The 1,013-nt window shown below is 63.8% G+C and carries 1 protein-coding gene; it reads right to left on the bottom strand.

Annotation, left to right across the window (positions count from 1 at the left end; all coding sequences use genetic code 11):
- Positions 1-149: 149 nt before the first annotated feature.
- On the bottom strand, positions 150-1,013 hold an 864-nt coding region (locus AB0366_RS27130), incomplete at its 5' end, for an MFS transporter (protein ID WP_366246619.1).

Here is a 1,013-nt window from a genome sequence, read left to right as displayed (position 1 = left end):
GATGGACGATGCGCAGGGCCGCTCGGTAGCCACCGCTACTGCCCTGTTCGTGGTGGTCGAGGTCGAACACTTCATGCAGTCCCAAGCCCGAGCCCGACTCCAGGCCACAGACACGAATCACACCGAAGAATAGACACCCTGGCCGACCTTCACCGACGTCCGTCACCCGCGGTGGCTGTCGTACGGCTGCGTCTACCTGGTGCAAAGACGGCGAGGACGAGTGCCCCAGCGGCGGTCAGCGCCGCCAACGCCAGTGTCGCCTGACCACTTCCGTGTACGAATGCGGCTCTGGCGAACTCGGCCAGCGGCTGACCAGCTGGTCCTGCGCGGTCGGCGACCTGCAACGCGGCGGCCAGAGAATCGGCCACCGGACCACGGGCAGGCTCGGGTAGCTGGGGCAGAGCCGGCTGAATTTGCTGAACGTAACCGGCCGCGAGCACGCTACCGGCTACCGCAATCCCAATCGCGGCACCGATTTCGCGAGCTGCGTCGTTGACCGCGGCAGCCACCCCGTGCTTGGCCTCAGGAGTGTCCGAGACGATGGCGAAAGTCGCAGGGGCGGTACACAACCCCAAACCCGCGCTCATGATGAGCAAGGGCCACAGCAGGTCAGGGTAAGTTGCCGCGACGGTCAGTCTGCTCACCATCACCAGTCCCGCCGCGATGGTGAGCAGACCTACAGTGGTCATCACCCGCAGGCCAACAATGTTCGACAGCCAGGGTGCAATCACCGAGATCACGATGAGCGGCACGACCATAGGGGTCAACGCCAACGCGGCGGTGAGCGGTCCATAACCGAGAATCAACTGCAGATACTGCACCAACAGCAAGAACACCCCGAAGGTCACCAGAAATTGGATACAGACCGACAGTGCGCCGGCACCGAAGCCACGGCGGGCGAACAACCGGACATCGAGTAGGGGTGCCGAGGAACGTAGTTCTACGACGACGAACACCACAACTGCGAACAAGCCCACCGCAGTGCTGATGGCGACGAGCGAATCCGACCAGCC

This window comes from Rhodococcus sp. NPDC076796 (genome assembly GCF_040702765.1).
Classification (GTDB): Bacteria; Actinomycetota; Actinomycetes; order Mycobacteriales; family Mycobacteriaceae; genus Rhodococcoides.
This window is presented reverse-complemented; position numbering and strand designations above follow the sequence as displayed.